12 protein-coding genes and 2 pseudogenes are annotated in these 17344 nt (G+C 70.2%); 9 read left to right on the top strand and 5 right to left on the bottom strand.

Annotated elements, in window-relative coordinates:
- Positions 1–140: 140 nt before the first annotated feature.
- Together C4B68_RS35740 and C4B68_RS35745 are read right to left on the bottom strand one after the other, a co-directional pair.
- A complete protein-coding gene (locus C4B68_RS35740; RefSeq protein WP_099503414.1) occupies positions 141–1922 on the bottom strand; it encodes an ABC transporter ATP-binding protein in 1782 nt (593 codons plus the stop codon).
- Positions 1919–3742: an ABC transporter ATP-binding protein gene (locus C4B68_RS35745; RefSeq protein WP_099503412.1), complete on the bottom strand. Its 1824-nt coding sequence runs from the start codon at positions 3740–3742 to the stop codon at positions 1919–1921. The genes C4B68_RS35740 and C4B68_RS35745 overlap by 4 nt, the downstream gene beginning before the upstream one ends.
- Before the next feature lie 277 nt (positions 3743–4019).
- On the opposite strand from C4B68_RS35745, the gene C4B68_RS35750 reads away from it, so the two are divergent.
- The gene (locus C4B68_RS35750; protein ID WP_099503410.1) at positions 4020–4784 is read left to right on the top strand and encodes a L,D-transpeptidase family protein; all 765 of its coding nucleotides are present in this window, start codon (positions 4020–4022) and stop codon (positions 4782–4784) included.
- 313 nt (positions 4785–5097) lie between these two features.
- Positions 5098–5361 (top strand): annotated as a pseudogene (locus tag C4B68_RS35755) (peptide-N4-asparagine amidase); the annotation flags it as partial.
- Positions 5362–5518: 157 nt separating this feature from the next.
- Here the strand turns inward: C4B68_RS35755 and C4B68_RS35760 are convergent.
- Positions 5519–5974, bottom strand: coding sequence for a MarR family winged helix-turn-helix transcriptional regulator (locus tag C4B68_RS35760; RefSeq protein ID WP_099503408.1), 456 nt, complete (start codon positions 5972–5974; stop codon positions 5519–5521).
- 189 nt (positions 5975–6163) lie between these two features.
- Here C4B68_RS35760 and C4B68_RS35765 point away from each other — a divergent pair, with 189 nt between their 5' ends.
- On the top strand, positions 6164–7963 hold the full coding sequence (locus tag C4B68_RS35765; RefSeq protein ID WP_099503406.1) for an ABC transporter ATP-binding protein: 1800 nt from the start codon (positions 6164–6166) through the stop codon (positions 7961–7963).
- A 43-nt stretch (positions 7964–8006) separates the two neighbouring features.
- The gene (mltG, locus tag C4B68_RS35770; protein ID WP_099503404.1) at positions 8007–8891 is read left to right on the top strand and encodes an endolytic transglycosylase MltG; all 885 of its coding nucleotides are present in this window, start codon (positions 8007–8009) and stop codon (positions 8889–8891) included.
- 16 nt (positions 8892–8907) lie between these two features.
- On the opposite strand, the gene C4B68_RS35775 is transcribed toward mltG, so the two are convergent.
- Together C4B68_RS35775 and C4B68_RS35780 are read right to left on the bottom strand one after the other, a co-directional pair.
- Positions 8908–9996, bottom strand: a complete 1089-nt coding sequence (locus C4B68_RS35775) for an NAD(P)-binding domain-containing protein (RefSeq protein ID WP_099503402.1) — start codon at positions 9994–9996, stop codon at positions 8908–8910.
- An 87-nt stretch (positions 9997–10083) separates the two neighbouring features.
- Positions 10084–10247 (bottom strand): annotated as a pseudogene (locus C4B68_RS35780) (alkanesulfonate monooxygenase); the annotation flags it as partial.
- Positions 10248–10484: 237 nt separating this feature from the next.
- Here C4B68_RS35780 and C4B68_RS35790 point away from each other — a divergent pair.
- The 5 genes from C4B68_RS35790 to C4B68_RS35810 all read left to right on the top strand — a co-directional run bounded on the left by C4B68_RS35790 (position 10485) and on the right by C4B68_RS35810 (position 17179).
- Positions 10485–10907 carry a secondary thiamine-phosphate synthase enzyme YjbQ gene (locus tag C4B68_RS35790; protein ID WP_099503482.1) on the top strand — a complete coding sequence of 141 codons (423 nt, stop codon included), beginning with the start codon at positions 10485–10487 and terminating at the stop codon, positions 10905–10907.
- Between the two features lie 71 nt (positions 10908–10978).
- The gene (locus C4B68_RS35795) at positions 10979–11224 is read left to right on the top strand and encodes a hypothetical protein (protein WP_143674370.1); all 246 of its coding nucleotides are present in this window, start codon (positions 10979–10981) and stop codon (positions 11222–11224) included.
- 494 nt (positions 11225–11718) lie between these two features.
- A complete protein-coding gene (locus C4B68_RS35800) occupies positions 11719–11922 on the top strand; it encodes a cold-shock protein (RefSeq protein WP_099503398.1) in 204 nt (67 codons plus the stop codon).
- A 174-nt stretch (positions 11923–12096) separates the two neighbouring features.
- Positions 12097–13584, top strand: coding sequence for a DEAD/DEAH box helicase (locus C4B68_RS35805; RefSeq protein ID WP_099503396.1), 1488 nt, complete (start codon positions 12097–12099; stop codon positions 13582–13584).
- Positions 13585–13804: 220 nt separating this feature from the next.
- The gene (locus tag C4B68_RS35810; RefSeq protein WP_099503394.1) at positions 13805–17179 is read left to right on the top strand and encodes a pyruvate carboxylase; all 3375 of its coding nucleotides are present in this window, start codon (positions 13805–13807) and stop codon (positions 17177–17179) included.
- Positions 17180–17344 lie beyond the last annotated feature (165 nt).

The following is a 17344-nucleotide window of genomic DNA, read 5'->3' on the forward strand; positions in this document are numbered from 1 at the left end:
GTGCCCCCGTGAACCAGGTGGTTCCCGGAGTCCCCGAGCCGGTGTCCACATCCAGCCTTCCACCCCCCTTCGGCACCGCGCAACGCCACGCGGTCCGACCATGGGACCCGGGGGCGGCCGGGCCCGTGGGCCCGGCCCGCTCACCCGTGCCAGGACCGCCACAGCGCCGCGTAGGCGCCGTCCGCGGCGACCAGCTGGTCGTGGCTGCCCAGCTCACTGATCCGGCCGTTCTCCACGACGGCGATGACATCCGCGTCGTGCGCGGTGTGCAGCCGGTGCGCGATGGCGACCACGGTGCGGCCGTCGAGGACGCGGGCCAGCGAGCGTTCCAGATGGCGGGCCGCCCTCGGGTCGAGGAGCGAGGTCGCCTCGTCCAGGACCAGGGTGTGCGGATCGGCCAGCACCAGCCGGGCCAGCGCGATCTGCTGGGCCTGGGCCGGAGTGAGCGCGAGCCCGCCCGAGCCGACCTCGGTGTCCAGGCCGTCGTCCAGGGCCCGAGCCCAGCCGTCCGCGTCGACCGCGCCGAGCGCCGCCCAGAGCTCCGCGTCGACGGCGCCGGTCCGGGCGAGCAGCAGATTGTCGCGCAGGGGGCCCACGAAGACGTGGTGCTCCTGATTGACCAGGGCCACGTGGGAGCGGACCTCCTCGGCGGGCATCCGGGACAGTTCGGCGCCGCCGAGCGTGATCCGGCCGTCCCGGGGCGCGTAGATCCCGGCGAGTAGCCTGCCCAGTGTGGACTTCCCCGCGCCGGACGGGCCGACCAGGGCGAGCCGGGTGCCCGGCGCGACCTCCAGGGACACCTCGCGCAGCACGTCCACGCCCGCGCGGTAGCCGAAGTGGACCTGGTCCGCGTGGACGTCGCGCCCGTCCGGGGCCACGGCCGGGTCGCCCGCGTCCGGCTCGATGTCCCGGACACCGACGAGGCGGGCCAGGGAGACCTGGGCGACCTGCAGTTCGTCGTACCAGCGCAGGATCAGCCCCACCGGGTCGACAAGCATCTGCGCGATGAGCGCGCCCGTCGTCAGCTGGCCCACTCCGATCCAGCCCTGCAGGACGAAGACCCCACCGATCATCAGGACCGAGCACAGCACCGTCACATGCGTGACGTTGATGACCGGGAAGAGGACCGACCGCAGCCAGAGCGTGTACCGCTCCCATGCCGTCCACTCCTCGACCCGGCGGTCCGACAGTTCGATGCGGCGCTCGCCCAGGCGGTGCGCCTCGACGGTGCGCCCCGCGTCGACCGTTTCGGCGAGCACGGCGGCCACAGCGGCGTAACCGGCGGCCTCCGAGCGGTACGCCGACGGCGCGCGCTTGAAATACCAGCGGCAGCCGACCACCAGCACCGGCACGGCGACCAGCACGGCGGGGGCGAGCGGCGGCGCGGTCACGGCGAGTCCGCCGAGCAGCAGCGCCGCCCACACCACACCGATGGCCAGCTGCGGCACGGCCTCGCGCATCGCGTTGGCGAGCCGGTCGATGTCCGTGGTGATACGGGACAGGAGGTCACCCGTCCCGGCCCGCTCCAGGACGCCGGGCGGCAACCCGACCGACCGTACGAGGAAGTCCTCGCGCAGATCGGCCAGCATCCGCTCGCCGAGCATGGCGCCGCGCAGCCGTACCTGTCGTACGAACACGGCCTGGACGACGAGCGCGACGACGAACAGCGCGGCGATCCGTTCCAGATGGAGTTCGCGCGCGGGGTCCGCGACCCGTTCGACGACCGAGCCCAGCAGATAGGGCCCGGCCATCGAGGCGACGACGGCCACGGTGTTGACGGTGATCAGGAGCAGGAAGGCCTTGCGGTGCCGTTGGAACAGTTCGGCCACATAGGCGCGTACGGTCGTGGGCGCGCCGACGGGCAGGGTGTTCGCCGCCGTCGGGGCGGCCGGGTCGTACGCCGGTGGCGCCACGCCGATCATGCGGTCTCCTCGATCTCTTCCAGTACGCCGTCCAGAACGACGTCATCCGCTTCCAGTACGGCTTCACTCACGCCGCTCAGTGCGGCCTCTTCATCCGTCTCCCGGGTCACCACGGCCCGGTACCGCGGCTCGCTGTGCACGAGTTCGCGGTGTACGCCGACCGCCGCTACCTCGCCCTCGTGCACCAGCACAACCCGGTCCGCGTGGTCCAGGAGCAGCGGCGAGGAGGTGAACACGACCGTCGTGCGCCCGGTGCGCAGGGAGCGCACGCCGTCGGCGATCCGGGCCTCGGTGTGCGAGTCGACGGCGGACGTCGGTTCGTCCAGGACCAGCACCTCGGGGTCCGTGATCAGCGACCGGGCCAGCGCGAGACGCTGGCGCTGGCCGCCCGAGAGGGAGCGTCCGCGTTCGGTGATGCGGGCGTCCATCGGGTCCTCGGCGTCCAACGACCCCTGGGCGAGCGCGTCCAGGACGTCGCCGCACTGCGCGGCGGACAGCGCGGCCTCGGCGGTGACGCAACCCGACGCCGGCACGTCGAGCAGCTCGCGCAGCGAGCCGGACAGCAGCACCGGGTCCTTGTCCTGGACGAGGACGGCGGTACGGGCGCAGTCGAGCGGCAGTTCGTCCAGCGGTACGCCCCCGAGGAGCACCGAGGTGCCCTCTTCGGAAGGGTGTCCGCCGAGCCGCTCCGCCAGCAGGCCCGCCGCGTCCGGATCGCCGCACACCACGGCGGTGAGCCGTCCGGCGGGCGCGAGCAGCCCGGTCGTGGGGTCGTACAGATCGCCGCCCGGCACCTGTGCGGAACGGGTTCCGTCGCTGTCCATGGCCCGTTCGAGAGACAGCACGCGGGCCGCCCGCCCGGCGGACGGACGCGAGAAGGAGTAGGCCATCGCGATCTCTTCGAAGTGCCGCAAGGGATAGGTGAGCAGCATGACCGCGCTGTACACGGTGACCAGTTCGCCGACGGAGATCCGGCCGTCGCGGGCCAGATGCACGCCGTGCCAGACGACGGCGATCATCAGCAGACCGGGCAGCAGCACCTGGATGGCCGAGATCAGCGACCACATGCGAGCGCTGCGCACGGCCGCCCGGCGGACCTCCTGGGAGGCGCGGCGGTACCGGTCGAGGAACAGTTCCTCGCCGCCGATGCCGCGCAGTACGCGCAGGCCCGCGACGGTGTCCGAGGCCAGCTCGGTGGCGCGTCCGGCCTTCTCGCGCTGGAAGTCGGCGCGGCGGGTGGCGCGGGGCAGCAGGGGCAGCACGGCGAGCGCCAGGACGGGCACGCCCACGGCGACGATCACGCCGAGCGCCGGCTGGTAGACGACCAGGCCGGCACAGACCAGCACTACGGTCAGGGCGGCCGCCGCGAACCGCGACACGGCCTCCACGAACCAGCCGATCTTCTCGACGTCGCCGGTGGACACCGCGACGACCTCACCGGCCGAGACACGCCGGGTCAGGGCGGAGCCCAGTTGGGCGGTCTTGCGGGCCAGCAGCTGCTGGACACGCGCGGCGGCCGTGATCCAGTTGGTGACCGCGGTGCGGTGCAGCATGGTGTCGCCCAGCGCGATGCCCGCCCCGCACAGCACCATCAGCCCGCCCGTCACCGCGAGCCGGGTGCCGGAGCGGTCGACAACGGCCTGGATGGCGAGGCCGACGCAGAACGGCAGCCCGGAGACGGCCACGAAGTGCAGCAGCCCCCAGGCCAGGGCCTTGAACTGCCCGCCGAGCTGATTCCGGCCGAGCCACCACAGGAATCGGGGACCCGAGCGCGCGTCCGGCGTACCCGGGTCGAAGTACGGAAGGTCTTGGATCTGCATGACGTCCCAGTGGCTCGTGTCAGGGATGGAGGGAGCCGCGAATTCGGCAACCGGCCGACCGCGAAGGCCGGCAACAAGCCGTGAAAGGTTCGCGCCGCAGCGTGGTCGGCGGCAAACTATTTTTCGCCCCGCGGCAAGGAATCGGCCCCGACCGACCGCGACGGCACGGAAGCCGACCGCGACTGGAGAGGAAGACGACTGGGGACGGGGCCAGGAATCCGACCGCGACTGGCCGGAACGCGTCGTTAGACCGATTAGTCCGATAAGTGGTGTAACGATGGGCGGCATGCGAAAGAACGGTGCGATGCGCGCGGGGTTCGCCGCGGCGGCTTGTGGTGTCCTGATTGTCACCCTGTCGGCCTGTGGTGGCTTGGGCGGCGGCAGTAAGAGCGGGAGCGGGGCGGCGGGCGACGGAGGACCCGGCGGCAAGGTCAGCCCATCGCCGGCACGCACGGTCGACCTGAAACGTATCCCTGGCGTCGGCGACCGGATTACGCAATGGATCCCGTCAGACTCCCGCCAGGTCGTGGCGGTCTACGGCGAGGGCAAGGACTCCGCGCACTCCACGGCCGTCCTGTACACGAAGTCCGGTTCGACGTGGGACGAGACCGGCCGCTGGGTCGCGCACAACGGGAAGAAGGGCTGGACCACCGACCATCGCGAGGGCGACAACCGCAGCCCCGTGGGCGTGTTCACGCTCAGCGACGCGGGAGGGTTCCTCGACGATCCGGGCGCGCGACTCCCGTACTCCCAGTCGGAGTACTTCCAGTCGCCGTACGACTGGGAGCAGTCGCACCTGCACGACTTCGACTACGTCATCGCCATCGACTACAACCGCATCAGAGGCACCTCGCCGATCGACCCGACCCGCCCGTGGGGCGATGCGAAGGGCGGCGGCATCTGGATGCACCTGGACCACGGCGGCGGTACGTCGGCGTGTGTGAGCCTGCCCAAGGCGGCCATGAAGTATCTGCTGCGCACGCTCGACCCGCAGCAGAGCCCTGTCGTGGTGATGGGGGACAAGGCGGAGCTGAACGCCTGACTCCGGGAGCCGGTGTCCTGAAGTGCCCATTGCGGGGCGGGTCAACTGCCCCGTAGAACACCGCACATGAGACGACGGATCACCATGTCCATGCTCGCCGGGGGTGACCCTCATGGCGAGCGCCTTCCTCGGGAAAGCCGGTCGCCGCCGCCCAACTCCCGGACCCGCCAGCTGAGTTCGGCACGGCCCAACTCACGGACCGGCCCGCCGAGTTCGGCACCGACTGGCACGACCCGCTGACCGCCGCTCCGCCGGTCGGCAAGCCCGCCACCACGTCCTGCGAAGTCATCGTCGCCGAGGCGCAGTTCCGCGTGCGGACGACCGGCTGCGGACCGTCCTGGCGCTCGGCGACCGGGCGGCCGTCGTGGAGACGAGCGGCGGCCGGCGCACCGCGGGGTCACGGCTCGACGACAGCTACATGGGCGACGCCACGTATACGGCGAACGTGCCGCGCGATCAGCGTCATGCGGTCGCCACGACGAGCGAGCGCTACCGGCTGTACGGCTCGGCCGGGTGTTACGACCGCAAGATCGTCACGGTGCAGGGGGTGCTCACGGAGGACCGTGACGGCTGCTGAGACAGGTGGTGCCGCGATCGCCGGCGCCCAGGGCCGGTTCGGCGTGCGCCGGTCCTGGGCGCCGGCCGGCTCCAGAGGTTTCGGCGTACGCCGGCCGGCTCCAGCAACGGCATCGCGCACCACGCCTACCGATGCAGCAGCGGCGCTTCCTGCCGACTCAGCAGCGGTGCTCCACCCCGGTCACGCCATCCACCAAGGTGTCCAGCAGCCCGCCGAGCACCTCGCGCTGCTCGTCCGTCAGCGGGGCCAGGATCTCCTCCGCGGCGGATCGGCGCGCACGGCGCAGCTCCTGCAGCGCCGTGCGCCCCTCGTCCGTGACCTCGATGCGGATGACCCGCCGGTTGGCGGGGTCGGGGACCCGGCGCACCTTGCCGCTCGCCTCCAGGCCGTCGACCAGGGTGGTCACGGCGCGGGGCACCACTTCCAGCCGCTCGGCGAGATCGGCCATACGGGGCGGTGAGCTGTAGTGCGCGAGGGTGCGCAGCAGCCGGGACTGGGCCGGAGTGATGCCCAGCTCGCGCTGCTCCAGATGGCGCTTCTGGATGCGGTGCACGCGGCGCGTCAGCCGCAGCAGCTGCTCGGCGAGCAGACCGTCGGCATCGGGGGTGGTCATGCGGGAACAATATCAGGATGCCGTTCATTGTGAGCATAGGTAACAATGAGCTAGGCTCCGTCAGTCGTCACTTTCAGGCTCGCCGTACGTCATGCCTCTGGCTTCGACGTCATGCCCCTGGTTTCGCAGTTGCGCAGTCGCTCAGTTCCGCCGTTTCCGTCACCGTCGCCTCACCTCCCGTAGGAGCCCATGCGTCCCGACCAACCCACCTGGACCCCGCCACCCGTCGACGCCGGACAGCCGCGACAGGTGCGCCGCATCCTGAAGCTCTTCCGGCCCTACCGCGGCCGCCTCGCGATCGTCGGCCTGCTGGTCGGCGCCGCGTCCCTCGTTTCCGTCGCCACCCCCTTCCTGCTGAAGGAGATCCTGGACGTCGCGATCCCGCAGGGCCGCACCGGCCTGCTGAGCCTGCTCGCGCTCGGCATGATCCTCAGCGCCGTTCTCACCAGCGTCTTCGGCGTGCTGCAGACGCTGATCTCCACGACCGTCGGCCAGCGCGTCATGCACGACCTGCGCACCGCCGTCTACGGACGGCTCCAGCGCATGTCACTCGCCTTCTTCACCAGAACGCGCACGGGCGAGGTCCAGTCCCGCATCGCCAACGACATCGGCGGGATGCAGGCGACCGTCACCTCCACCGCCACCTCGCTGGTCTCCAACCTCACCAGCGTGGTCGCCACCATCGTCGCGATGGTCGCACTGGACTGGCGCCTCACCGCGGTCTCGCTGCTCCTGCTGCCGGTGTTCGTATGGATCAGCCGCCGGGTCGGCAACGAACGCAAGAAGATCACTACCCAGCGCCAGAAGCAGATGGCCGTGATGGCCGCCACGGTCACCGAGTCCCTCTCCGTCAGCGGCATCCTGCTCGGCCGCACCATGGGCCGCGCCGACTCCCTCACGAAGTCCTTCGCGGAGGAGTCCGAGAGCCTGGTCGATCTCGAAGTGAGGTCGAGCATGGCGGGACGCTGGCGCATGGCCGTCATCGGCATCGTCATGGCCGCCATGCCCGCCGTCATCTACTGGACCGCGGGCCTCGCCTTCCAGCTGGGCGGTTCCGCCATCTCGATCGGCACGCTCGTCGCCTTCGTCTCGCTCCAGCAGGGCCTGTTCCGGCCGACGGTCAGTCTGCTGTCCACCGGCGTCCAGATCCAGACCTCGCTCGCCCTCTTCCAGCGCATCTTCGAGTACCTCGACCTGCCCATCGACATCACGGAGCCGGAGCACCCGGTCCATCTCGACCAGGTCAAGGGCGACATCCGCTTCGAGGACGTCACCTTCCACTACGACGACAAGAGCCGCCCGATCCTCGACGGCATCGACATCACTGTCCCCGCGGGCGGCAGCCTCGCCGTCGTCGGCCCGACCGGCTCCGGCAAGTCCACGCTGAGCCATCTGGTGCCCCGGCTGTACGACGTCACGGGCGGCCGCGTCACGCTGGACGGCGTCGACGTACGCGACCTGGACTTCGACACTCTTGCGCGCGCGGTCGGCGTCGTCTCCCAGGAGACGTACCTCTTCCACGCCTCGGTCGCCGAGAACCTGCGGTTCGCCAAGCCGGACGCCACAGACGACGAGCTGTACGCGGCAGCGTGCGCGGCCCAGATCCACGACCACATCGCGTCCCTGCCGGACGGGTACGACACGGTCGTCGGCGAGCGCGGCCACCGGTTCTCCGGTGGCGAGAAGCAGCGCCTCGCCATCGCCCGTACGATCCTGCGCGATCCGCCGGTGCTCATCCTCGACGAGGCGACCAGCGCCCTCGACACCCGTACGGAGCATGCCGTCCAGGAGGCCATCGACGCCCTGTCGGCCAACCGCACCACGCTCACCATCGCGCACCGGCTGTCCACCATCCGGGGTGCCGACCAGATCGTGGTCCTCGACTCCGGGCGCACGGTCGAACGCGGCACGCACGAGGAGCTGTTGGAGCGGGAGGGGCGCTATGCCGGCCTTGTCCGCCGGGACGCCCAACTGGAGCCGACAAGATGACGATATGCCGGGTTTGTTGGCTTTAGCGCGTTAACGTGCCCGCATGCAGATGAACACTCCGCCACGGAGCACGATTCGACTGACGCGCCGGGGATGGGTCGCCCTCATTGCGACCGGAGCCGTCGTGGCGGCCACCGCCGTGGCGGTGCCGCTGCTGCTCAGCCTGGGAGGCGAGGACAAACCGGCGACGTCCCTCGTCATCCCGGTGGGCTGGCGCGCCGGCCAGGTCTACGAGGCCGTCGACAAAGCCCTCCAGATGCCCCCGGGCACCACCATGAAGTCCCTCGTCAAGGCCGACCTGAAGCTGCCGAACGACGCCGAGGGCAACCCCGAGGGGTACCTCTTCCCGACGACGTATCCGATCGACGAGAAGACGACTCCGGAGTCGCTGCTGGCGAAAATGGTCACCACCGCGAACCAGAAGTTCAACGGGGCTCCCGTCGCCGCCGGGGCGCAGCGCAACGCGATGAACGTCTATCAGGCGGTCACCATCGCGAGCCTCGTCCAGGCCGAGGCGGCGACCAAGGCGGACATGGGCAAGGTGGCCCGGGTCATCTTCAACCGCCTGGAGCGGGGCATGCCGCTGCAGATGGACTCCACCATGAACTACGCGCTGAACGGTTCCACCGTGGACGCGGGCCAGAACGACACGAGGCTCAACAACCCCTACAACTCGTACCAGCGGATGGGCCTGCCGCCCACGCCGATCGCCAACCCCGGTGAGGATGCGATGCGCGCCGCGACCGACCCGCCCGCGGGGGACTGGCTGTACTTCATGACGGTCAAGCCAGGTGACACCCGCTTCACGGCGAGTTACGCGGAACACCAGAAGAACGTCGCCGAGTTCAACCAGAACCGCAAGAGCGCGTCCCAGGCCGTCACCACACCGGCCGTCACCGCTCCCGCGGCCGCTGCCCCCAGCAACTGAGCCGCCGTACGGGGCGTCAAGCGGCGACCGGCGCCTCCGCCAGCAGCCGGCGGATGTCCCGTACGGCGGCCCGTCCTGCCCGGTTGGCGCCGATGGTGCTGGCCGACGGGCCGTACCCGACCAGATGGATCCGCGGGTCGGCGACCGCGCGCGTCCCCTCGACGCGGATGCCGCCGCCAGGCTCGCGCAGCCGCAGCGGTGCCAGATGGTCGATGGCGGCCCGGAAGCCGGTCGCCCACAGGATGATGTCGGCGTCCACGTGACGACCGTCGTCCCATGCGACGCCGTCGGGTGTGATCCGGTCGAACATCGGCTGCCGGTCGAGGACGCCGTCGTCCAGGGCCTGCCGGATCGCGTCGCTGAGCGGCAGCCCGGTCACCGAGACGACGCTCTGGGGCGGCAGCCCCTGGCGTACCCGTTCCTCGACGAGCGCGACGGCGGCCCGGCCGAACTCCTCGGTGAACGGACCGTCGCGAAAGACGGGCGGACGCCGGGTCACCCATGTGGTCTCGGCCGCGTACGGGGCGATCTCCATCAGATGCTGGGTGCCGGACGCGCCACCGCCCACGACGACCACGCGCTGTCCCGCGAACGGCTCGGGACCGGGGTACCGCGCCGTGTGCAACTGCCGCCCCAGGAAGGTCTCCTGGCCCGGATAGCGCGGCCAGAAGGGCCGGTCCCAGGTGCCGGTGGCATTGATGAGCGCGCGCGTCGACCACGTTCCGGCCGAGGTCTCCACGAGCAGCCGGCCGTCGGAGCCCTCGCGTACGGCGCGTACGTCGACCGGCCGCCGTACCCGCAGGCCGAAGGTGCGCTCGTACGTGTCGAAGTACTCCGCGATGACCTCGGAGGAGGGGCGCGCCGGGTCCGCGTCCGTCAGTTCCATGCCGGGCAGCGAGTGCATTCCGTGCACTTTGCCGTACGTCAGCGACGGCCAGCGGAACTGCCAGGCGCCGCCGGGACGCGGCGCGTGGTCGAGCACGACGAAGTCCCGCTCGGGCTCGAATCCCGTGCGCCGCAGGTGATAGGCGCTGGACAGTCCGGCCTGTCCAGCGCCTATGACGACGACATCGACTTCGCGCGCTGCTTCCCCTGTGTTTTTCACGCACCTACCAACCGGACCGGGATCCGGTATCTTCCCGAAGGGCGCCTCCCTGTGAGCCACCCGACGTGAGCCACCGGCGAGACTCCCTCAGCGGCCGCTCGCGACGAGCAGAGGCGCACCACCTCCCGCGCCGGCGCGGGCCAGCAGTCCCCGGGCGGCCAGATCCGGGATCACGCCTTCCCGAACCAGTACGCCTCCTCCAGGTGCGGATACCCGGAGAGGACGAAATGCTCGATGCCCAGCGCGTGGTGGGCCGGGGGTGCGACGCAGCCAACGGGGCACACGGGTGCGGCGAGTGGAAGCGGGGACGATGGGTGCGAGCTCGGGCGGCGGCGCCTGTTCGGACGCGTCGGTCTGGGGACTGGCCGGCTTGCATATATCAGAGATTTCGGGCTCTGATGAGCCCGGCGGGGCACGACCGGTTGGAGGGCTCGACGTGTGGGACGTCGGTCGGGTGCGGAACCCGGTGCATGGACGAGGATGGAGGCATGTCCGATGCCTTCACCACTCGTGTCCTGAACGTCGCCACCGGTTCGTCGGAGACGGTCTTCGACCTCACCCACGACTGCGAGGCCTTCCTCCGGGAGGTGGCGGCCGGCCGCGACGGCCTGCTGAATATTTTCGTGCCCCACGCCACCGCCGGCATCGCGATCATCGAAACCGGAGCCGGCAGCGACGAGGACCTGCTCACCGCCCTCCACTCCCTGCTCCCGGCGGACGACCGCTGGCAGCACCGCCATGGCAGCCCCGGGCACGGTCGCGACCACGTGATCCCCGCCATCGTCGCGCCCCACGCGACCCTGCCGGTGCTGGGCGGGCGGCTGGAGTTGGGGACGTGGCAGTCGGTGTGTCTGGTGGATACGAATCGCGATAATCCGAACCGTCAGGTTCGTCTGAGCTTCGTCGGCTGACGATGTGTGCGTGGTGAGACGGTGCCCGGCTCACCGCCGTCGACCTGCTCAAGAGCCATCTGCTGTCCCACGTGGGCGCGAGCGAGGAATACGTCAATTCTCAATGGCAAGAAATGCTCAGGGAGTTGACCACCGACCGTGAAGACCCGGGGACACCGTCACGTTTCATCAAGGCATCCCCGCTGGCTCGCCACGCGCGGCTGGGCAACGCCGACGACCGACGCGAGATCGATACGAACCTGAACATGTGGGTCGGCGGAGTGCCGTACGCATGGGGCTGGTCTCGGACCGTCCCGATCACTTCCTGCGGTTCGTGAAGGACCTGCTGGAGGCGGCACGGCTCTTCAGGCCCTTCCTAGGACGGCGGCATCGTGCTCAGCGCGACCGGTGGCACTCCGTACGGCAGGGTGCACGAAGCCGGTGCCTTCGGGCGCGGCACCAAGATCTGCCAGGGCATGAACGAGTGGCACGTCGAAGACGAGAATGGCGTAAGCGTCAGCCTTCGCGTCGTTCGGGATCGCGCAGTAGCGTTCGGCGTCATGTAGCAACCTCCCTTTCATCGCCTCAGCAGGGTCCCCGGGAGGCATGAGCGGTTGCTTTGGCGAACAGAAATCGGGACGATCCGAGCTGTAGGCCTGTGCTAAACTTGACGTAAGTTGCAGTTGTGGTTCCCGAAACTTCAAGCGCCTTGGCGGCTGTATGTTGTCGGGCGCTTTTGTGTCTCCGGTGCTCATCCGGACGGGGTTCATTGTGGCAACGCAGGGGTTCGCACGGTGTGGGCCCCCGGGTAGTGCCCCGAAGGGGTTGTGGCATGGCTACTGGCACCGTCAAGTGGTTCAACGCGGAAAAGGGCTTCGGCTTCATCGAGCAGGACGGCGGAGGCCCGGACGTCTTCGCTCACTATTCCAACATCGCCGCCCAGGGCTTTCGTGAGCTCCAGGAAGGCCAGAAGGTGAACTTCGACGTCACCCAGGGCCCGAAGGGTCCGCAGGCGGAGAACATCACTCCCGCCTGACGTAGCGTATGAGGGTTACTGGGGTCCTCACCTCCGGGTAGGGCCCCAGCTTAGTCGTTATTTTGTATTCCGATGGAATTCTCTAGGTCTTGACATTCGGCTCGTTCTTGCAATTCATCCGGCTTGCTTCTGGCGGGAATTCCTCGATGCGCGCCCTATCGAGGAAGGTTCTCCATGAGCCGTTCAGCTCGCGCGAACGACCGTTTTCGCCCACAGGGTGAGGCGCGCCCCGGCGACAGTTCAGGCGGCAGCGGACGCCGTCCCTCCACACCACAGGGGGAGTTCGCGCTGCCGGCCACCGTCACGCCGGCCCTCCCCGCGGTTGCGGCCTTCGGTGAACTGGACATGCCTGCTGAGCTGTTGAAGATGCTCGCCGGTCTCGGCCTGCACGAGCCGTTCCCGATCCAGGCCGCCACGTTGCCGAACTCCCTCGCAGGGCGCGACGTTCTGGGGCGCGGGCGCACCGGATCGGGCAAGACGCTCGCCTTCGGCTTGGCGCTCCTCGTGCGCACGGCCGGGCAGCGTGCCGAGTCACGGAGGCCGCTGGCCCTTGTCCTCGTCCCCACGCGCGAGCTGGCCCAACAGGTCACCGATGCGCTTGCCCCGTACGCCCGGTTGCTGAAGTTGCGGCTGGCCACGGTGGTCGGTGGCATGTCCATCGGCAGGCAGGCCGGCGCATTGCGTGCCGGAGCCGAGGTGGTCGTCGCGACTCCCGGTCGCCTCATGGATCTCGTCGAGCGCAGGGACTGCCGCCTGGACCGGGTGAACATCACCGTCCTGGACGAGGCCGACCAGATGGCCGACATGGGCTTCATGCCGCAGGTCACCGAACTGCTGGACCAGGTACGCCCCGACGGCCAGCGCATGCTGTTCTCGGCCACGCTGGACCGCGACATCGACCTCCTGGTCCGTCGTTATCTCCACGATCCGGTGGTCCACTCGGTCGACCCGTCGGCGGGCGCGGTCGCCACGATGGAACATCACCTGCTGCAGGTGCACGGCGCCGACAAGTACGCCACCGCCACCGAGATCGCCGCCCGCGACGGACGCGTGATCATGTTCTTGGACACCAAGCACGCTGTCGACCGATTCACCAAGCACCTGCTGAGCAGCGGGGTAAAGGCCGCGGCACTGCACGGGGGCAAGTCGCAGCCCCAACGCACGCGCACCCTGGCGCAGTTCAAGACCGGTCACGTCACGACGCTGGTGGCCACCAACGTCGCGGCCCGGGGCATCCACGTCGACGACCTCGACCTCGTCGTCAACGTCGACCCACCCAGTGACCACAAGGACTACCTGCACCGCGGCGGCCGTACCGCCCGGGCCGGCGCGTCCGGCAGTGTCGTGACGCTGGTCCTGCCCGAGCAGCGCCGGGACATGGCCCGCCTCATGTCCGACGCGGGCATCAGGGCGCAGATCACGCGGGTCCGCTCCGGCGAGGCCGAGCTGAGCCGCATCACGGGCGCCCAGGCTCCCTCGAACGTCCCGGTCAGCGGCAGCGAGCCGATTGCGGAGCGCCCCAAGCGCGGTGGTGCCCCCTTCCGCGGTCTGGGCACCCGCCCGGGGCAGGCCGGTCGCGGCGGTGGCGAGTCCCGCCGGGCTGCTGAGGCTCGCCAGACCGCCGAGGCCCGCAAGGCCGCCCGGGTACGTCGTGGCGCGTAGGCCGAGCGCGGACTGACCACCCCGTGCGGGCACTGCCAGTCCGACGCCCGCAGGATGCCGAGGGATCGGCGCCGCGGCGGGCGTACTGATGCCGGCAGGACTCGGGCCGGCCTGGAGTCTGTGGCGGAATGGCACTGGGGGAGTGGTCCGGTTCACATGGCGCCGCAGGGTCGTCACCGACACGATGGTGCTCGTCACCGGCAGGCTGAAGGGATCATGAATGTTCCGCAAGGTGCTGGTCGCCAACCGTGGCGAGATCGCGATCCGCGCGTTCCGCGCAGGCTATGAACTGGGTGCGCGAACCGTCGCCGTCTTCCCGCACGAGGACCGCAATTCGCTGCACCGGCTGAAGGCGGACGAGGCTTACGAGATCGGTCAGCCGGGGCATCCGGTGCGGGCCTACCTCTCCGTCGAGGAGATCGTCCGTGCGGCGCGCAGGGCCGGCGCGGACGCGGTGTACCCGGGCTACGGGTTCCTGTCCGAGAACCCCGACCTGGCGCGCGCGTGCGAGCAGGCGGGCATCACGTTCGTGGGGCCGAGCGCGGAAACCCTCGAGCTGACCGGGAACAAGGCGCGCGCGGTGGCCGCCGCGCGCGCGGCCGGCGTACCGGTGCTCGGCTCCTCGGTGCCCTCCACCGACGTGGACGAACTGGTCCGTGCCGCCGAGGACATCGGCTTTCCCGTGTTCGTCAAGGCGGTCGCCGGCGGCGGAGGGCGCGGCATGCGCCGCGTCGAGGACCCCGCCCTGCTGCGCGAGTCCATCGAAGCGGCGGCCCGCGAGGCCGCGTCCGCGTTCGGCGACCCGACCGTCTTCCTGGAGAAGGCCGTCATCGACCCGCGCCATATCGAGGTGCAGATCCTCGCCGACGGACACGGCAATGTCATCCACCTCTTCGAACGTGACTGCTCGGTGCAGCGCCGCCACCAGAAGGTGATCGAGCTGGCGCCCGCGCCGAACCTGGACCCGGAGCTGCGCGACCGGATGTGCGCGGACGCGGTGCGGTTCGCCCGCGAGATCGGCTACCGCAACGCCGGCACCGTGGAGTTCCTGCTCGACCGCGACGGGAACCACGTCTTCATCGAGATGAACCCGCGCATCCAGGTCGAGCACACGGTGACCGAGGAGGTCACCGACGTCGACCTCGTGCAGGCGCAGCTGCGCATCGCCGCCGGGGAGACACTGGGCGATCTGAGCCTCGCGCAGGAGACCGTCACCGTGCGCGGCGCCGCACTGCAATGCCGGATCACCACCGAGGACCCGGCCAACGGCTTCCGCCCGGACACCGGCAGGATCAGCGCCTACCGCTCTCCGGGCGGGTCGGGCATCCGGCTGGACGGCGGGACCACCCACGCCGGTACGGAGATCAGCGCGCACTTCGACTCCATGCTCGTCAAACTCACCTGCCGGGGGCGGGACTTCACGGCCGCGATCGGCCGCGCCCGGCGTGCCGTGGCCGAGTTCCGCATCCGCGGTGTGGCCACGAACATCCCGTTCCTGCAAGCCGTCCTCGACGATCCGGACTTCCAGGCCGGACGGGTCACGACGTCGTTCATCGAGGAGCGGCCGCACCTGCTCACCGCGCGGCACTCCGCCGACCGCGGCACGAAGCTGCTCACCTACCTCGCCGACGTGACGGTGAACAAGCCGCACGGCGAGCGGCCCGACCTGATCGAGCCGACCACCAAACTACCGCCCGTGCCCGCCGCCGAACCGCCCGCCGGTTCCCGGCAGCGGCTCGCCCACCTCGGCCCGGAGGGGTTCGCCCGATGGCTGCGCGAGGCACCGACCATCGGCGTCACCGACACCACATTCCGGGACGCCCACCAGTCGTTGCTCGCCACCCGGGTGCGCACCAAGGACATGCTCGCCGTCGCCCCCGTGGTGGCACGGACGCTGCCGCAACTGCTGTCCCTGGAGTGCTGGGGCGGTGCCACGTACGACGTCGCTCTGCGTTTCCTCGCGGAGGACCCCTGGGAGCGGCTCGCGGCACTCCGCGAAGCCGTGCCCAACATCTGTCTGCAGATGCTGCTGCGCGGCCGCAATACAGTGGGCTACACGCCGTACCCGACCGAGGTGACCGACACCTTCGTGCAGGAGGCGGCGGCCACCGGCATCGACATCTTCCGCATCTTCGACGCCCTCAACGACGTCGAGCAGTTGCGGCCCGCCATCGACGCCGTACGCGGGACCGGAACGGCCGTCGCCGAGGTCGCCCTCTGCTACACCTCCGACCTGTCCGACCCGTCCGAGCGGCTGTACACCCTGGACTACTACCTCCGGCTGGCCGAACGGATCGTGGCCGCCGGCGCCCACATCCTGGCCGTCAAGGACATGGCGGGGCTGCTGCGCGCCCCGGCCGCCGCGACCCTCGTATCGGCCCTGCGCCGTGAGTTCGACCTGCCGGTGCACGTCCACACCCACGACACCGCGGGAGGCCAGCTCGCCACGTACCTCGCCGCGATCCAGGCCGGCGCGGACGCGGTGGACGGCGCGGTGGCTTCCATGGCGGGCACCACCTCGCAGCCGTCGCTGTCGGCGATCGTGGCCGCGACCGACCACTCCGCACGGCCGACCGGGCTCGATCTGAAGGCGGTCGGAGACCTGGAACCGTACTGGGAGAGCGTCCGCAAGATCTACGCACCGTTCGAGGCGGGCCTGGCCTCGCCGACCGGACGCGTCTACCACCACGAGATCCCCGGCGGGCAGCTGTCCAATCTGCGCACCCAGGCGATCGCACTCGGCCTCGGCGACCGCTTCGAGGAGATCGAGGCGATGTACGCCGCCGCCGACCGGATCCTCGGGCATCTGGTGAAGGTCACCCCGTCGTCCAAGGTGGTCGGCGACCTGGCCCTGCATCTGGTCGGCGCCGGGGTGACGCCGGAGGACTTCGAGGCGACGCCGGACAGGTTCGACATCCCCGACTCCGTCATCGGTTTCCTGCGGGGTGAGCTGGGCAATCCGCCCGGCGGGTGGCCGGAGCCGTTCCGCACCAAGGCGCTGGCGGGCCGCGCCGACCCCAAGCCCGTGCGGGAGCTGACCTCGGACGACCATACGGGACTGGCGAAGGAACGGCGCGCGACGCTCAACCGCCTGCTGTTCCCCGGGCCGACGCGCGACTACGAAGCACACCGTCAGACCTATGGCGACACCAGCGTGCTGGACAGCAAGGACTTCTTCTACGGGCTGCGCCCCGCGAAGGAGTACGCCGTCGACCTCGAGCCCGGCGTACGGCTCCTGATCGAACTGCAGGCCGTCGGCGAGGCCGACGAACGCGGCATGCGGACCGTGATGTCCACCCTGAACGGCCAGCTGCGGCCGATCCAGGTACGCGACACCGCGGCGGCCTCCGACGTCCCGCCGACCGAGAAGGCCGACCGGACCAACCCCGGCCACGTGGCCGCGCCGTTCGCCGGAGTGGTGACGCTCGCGGCGGCCGAGGGCGACGAGGTGGCGGCGGGCGCCGTGGTGGCCACCATCGAGGCGATGAAGATGGAGGCCGCGATCACCGCCCCGAAGGCGGGGAAGGTGTCCCGGCTCGCCATCAACAGGATCCAGCAGGTGGAGGGCGGCGATCTCCTGGTCGAGATCGCGTGAGCCGTCGCTTGCGTCACTCACCTTGTACATCACCTTGTACAGTGCGCGGTCCGCAGGTGTGATGTCCGGGCCGCCTGGTCCGGTGTCCGGGCCTCGTGCTGTACTGGCGCTGGCGCTGGCGCTGGCGTGTGGCGTGAAGAGGGCTCGTCTGTCTTCGGGCCTCTG

The sequence above is a fragment of the Streptomyces dengpaensis genome (assembly GCF_002946835.1).
Taxonomy (GTDB): domain Bacteria; phylum Actinomycetota; class Actinomycetes; order Streptomycetales; family Streptomycetaceae; genus Streptomyces; species Streptomyces dengpaensis.